The 3,234-nt window shown below is 45.9% G+C and carries 4 protein-coding genes; 3 read left to right on the forward strand and 1 reads right to left on the reverse strand.

Annotation, left to right across the window (positions count from 1 at the left end; translation table 11 throughout):
- The 3 genes from IM500_RS23310 to IM500_RS23320 all read left to right on the forward strand — a co-directional run.
- On the forward strand, positions 1-412 hold a 412-nt coding region (locus tag IM500_RS23310; RefSeq protein ID WP_287739623.1), incomplete at its 5' end, for a zinc ribbon domain-containing protein.
- 35 nt (positions 413-447) lie between these two features.
- A complete protein-coding gene (locus IM500_RS23315; protein WP_287739624.1) occupies positions 448-1,509 on the forward strand; it encodes a CIA30 family protein in 1,062 nt (353 codons plus the stop codon).
- A gap of 86 nt (positions 1,510-1,595) precedes the next feature.
- Positions 1,596-2,216 (forward strand): CPP1-like family protein, encoded by a 621-nt coding sequence (locus IM500_RS23320; RefSeq protein WP_287739625.1) that lies wholly within the window; start codon positions 1,596-1,598, stop codon positions 2,214-2,216.
- Here the strand turns inward: IM500_RS23320 and IM500_RS23325 are convergent.
- A complete protein-coding gene (locus tag IM500_RS23325; RefSeq protein WP_002801790.1) occupies positions 2,213-2,908 on the reverse strand; it encodes an HAD family hydrolase in 696 nt (231 codons plus the stop codon). The two genes, IM500_RS23320 and IM500_RS23325, sit on opposite strands and share 4 nt — an antisense overlap.
- Between the last annotated feature and the right edge of the window lie 326 nt (positions 2,909-3,234).

Consider the following 3,234-nt stretch of genomic DNA (forward strand, 5'->3'; position numbering starts at 1 on the left):
AATGGTTAAAAATCGTAAGTTATCCCGTGCCATATCAGACTTAGGATGGCGTTCTTTCCGAGATATGCTATCGGCAAAATCTGATAAATATGGGCGTGATTTTCGGATAATTTCCCGATGGGAGCCAACGTCTCAAAGGTGTTCCTGTTGTGGGAATATCGGCGGGAAAAAAGCGTTAAATATCCGTGAGTGGGAATGTCTTTTCTGTGGGACTTTTCATGATAGGGATGTAAACGCTGCAATTAATATCAAGGTCGCCGGTGGGCAATCGGAGACCTCAAAAAACGGACGTGGAGGAAAGTGTAAGACTACCGATAAGGTAGCAGCATCCTGTGAAGCGTCAACCCAGCGGTCGGTCGTTCAATTAAGTTTGTTTGATCTGCCGGGAATCACCGTCCGGCCCCGGCGGTGAGGATGTCAACAGTACCTTTTTAGGAGAGAAAAGTTATGGCTGAGTCAAAAAGCTGGGATTTTCAGAGATTTTGGCAAACTCTAGACTATTTTGATAGTATTCCCCTGTGGAGTTGTCTGCAAAAGCTGCTCGGTTTCGGGGAAGATAAAAAAAATCAGCTAACAAATGAGCAAGGGATGAAGACCATTTTAGTCATTGGTGGGGAAAATGCGATCGGGAGAAAGGTAATCACCCAACTACAGCAGCAAAACTATCAAATCCGCGCTTTAGTCGATAATATCGAGTTTGCACGTCAATTATTGGCTGAAAATGTCGATTTATTTGCTCTGCAAACCCCGCAATTATTCACAGGGATTGAGAGAATTATCTACTGTCAAGGGGAGAATAACCGCCATAGTTTAGCTAATTTACTCGATTTATTGAAAAATGCTGGGATAACCGCCGAAAAAACCCTCTTTGACTTTAGCAATCCCAGCAGTGATATCAAAGAAATCTGGGGTGCGGTGGATGATGTGGTAATGGGAGGAGTGAGTGAGAGTCAGATAACCCTAACCGGAGGACGAGCGCTCTTTTCCGGTATCGTTAGAACTGAAAATAACGGCGGTTTTGCCTCAGTTCGTACCAGAAACCTGAATCCTCCCCTAAATTTATCTAACTACGAGGGAATAGAATTACAGGTACAAGGGGACGGAAAACGCTATAAATTAATTCTGCGCTGTGAAGGACGTTGGGATGGCATCGGTTACTGTTATTCTTTTGATACATTTGATCGCAGCTGGCAAAAGATTTCTATTCCTTTTGGAGATTTAATCCCGGTGGTGCGGGCCAAAACGATGAGAGATGCAGCACCCTTTGATAGCAGTAGCGTCTATGCTTTGCAGTTAATGCAGAGTAAATTCGAGTACGATGGGGCCATAAATCCCCGTTTCTCCCCGGGGTTATTTGCTTTAGAAATTGTCACAATTAAAGCCTACGGGGGCAAAAACCGCTTAATTATCGTTAAAGAAGGAGAAATCGCCGAAAAAAGCCTTTTAGATGCCAGTGGTTATCCCTACGAAGCGATCGATTCTGCTCAGATTTTCGCTAAACTTAATTAATTTAAATAAGCTTGGATCTCAAGTTAAACTACAGAACATCGGGTTAAGATCATGACTATCGGGAGCATAATTAAGGAGGTATGTTCATGAGTGAACAGAATCCCTACGAACAACTTGGGGTTACTGAAGAATCCTCTTTTGAAGAAATTCAAGAGGCCAAACAAAGACTGGTGCAACAGTATCAAAATGATAGCAAAATTGTCGAATTGATCGAGTCGGCCTACGATTCCGTCCTCATGGATCGACTGCGGATGCGACAGGAGGGTAGAATTAAAGTTCCCGATCGCATTCGTTTTCCTGAACGTCTGGCGATTCCGGTGGAAAGTAAACCAGTTACTAGCAGCAAATCTCCTCACTGGTGGAAAAGCCTCATCGATACACCTTCTGCAAGGGATATCGGTGTACCAGCAGTGATTTACGCTTGTTTAGGAGCAATAACGCTGTTAGTTCCCGATCCCAGTGGCTCCCTCTTACCGCTGCTCTTAGCTTTTGGCGTTTTCGTTAATATCTATTTTTTCAACCGCAAGGAAAAACGTTTTGGCCGCGCCTTACTATTCACTCTCGCTGGTTTAGTGCTAGGAGTCGCTCTGGGAGCGGGATTAGCCAGTTTAGCGGCCAAGGCTGATTTGAACATTTTCGGCGATCGCCAAATTTATGCGCTCGTCACTTTTCTGATCTTTTGGGTGATTAGTAGTTTTTTCCGTTAACCAATCGCTCGTAGGGAGCCTAAGATCACGTCCACTGCTTCCCCAAGGTTATTGACGATATAATCAGGCTCGTAGCTCTCTAAACGGGAACGGCTGCGAATCCCCGATAATACGCCAATAACCTTAATATTTTGGCTTTTAGCGGCGGCAATATCCGCTTCCGTATCCCCCACCATCCAAGTATCGGCAGCCGCCGGCAGTTCTTTAGCGGCCTTAGCCATAAGCAGGGTTTTGTCGCGCACGTCGTTGGTTTTGGTGTAATTGTTATTTAGACAATAACGACGATTAGCGGCGAAAAAACGACCGATATCGTGGCGATTAAAGGCATGATCTAGCTCGGATACCCGCCGCATCGTCATCACGACTAAATCGATCTTTAACTCTTGGATTTTCTGGAGAGTTTCCAAAGAACCAACCACCGGGCGATCGTGGACAAGATAGGGTAAAGTATGGACAGTTTGACGACGAAGATGGGCAAATTTACGCGCTTGATCTTCATCTAATCCTGACATTTCCCCGATACGCTTCTCAGAAACCTGATCCCGTTTTAACTGCCAGAATTCCGCTTTCGATAATTCCCCGATAATTTGACCTTTATAGGCGGTTTTCTGTAAACAGTCTTGATAAACTTGGTAATATCGCTCGGATACGTCCATTATCGGGCCGTCAAAGTCGCTAATTAGTCTCAACATCGTTCTAATACTTCTCGCTTTATTAATTTTTATATACAAGTTACCCTAGAGTCTTGACAATGACAAGAGTTTTGTCGGGAAAAAGATTAGGGACCAGGGAAGTGGGGTGTGGGGTGTGGGGTGTCGGGTGTGGGGTGTGGGGTGTCGGGTGTGGGGTGTCGGGTGTGGGGTGTCGGGTGTGGGGTGTCGGGTGTGGGGAGGTGGGGAAGTGGGGTGTGGGGTGTCGGGTGTGGGGTGTGGGGTGTGGGGTGTGGGGTGTGGGGTGTGGGGTGTGGGGTGGGGGGAGGTGGGGGAATTTAGACTAAAAACCTAAAACCCTAAAAACC

The organism is Microcystis sp. M179S2, from assembly GCF_020245805.1.
Taxonomy (GTDB): domain Bacteria; phylum Cyanobacteriota; class Cyanobacteriia; order Cyanobacteriales; family Microcystaceae; genus Microcystis; species Microcystis aeruginosa.

Bases quoted from the DNA above. Each gene is read 5' to 3' on its own strand.
- IM500_RS23315 (WP_287739624.1), top strand. From the start codon at position 448: ATGGCTGAGTCAAAAAGCTGGGATTTTCAGAGATTTTGGCAAACTCTA.
- IM500_RS23320 (WP_287739625.1), top strand. From the start codon at position 1,596: ATGAGTGAACAGAATCCCTACGAACAACTTGGGGTTACTGAAGAATCC.
- IM500_RS23325 (WP_002801790.1), bottom strand. From the start codon at position 2,908: ATGTTGAGACTAATTAGCGACTTTGACGGCCCGATAATGGACGTATCC.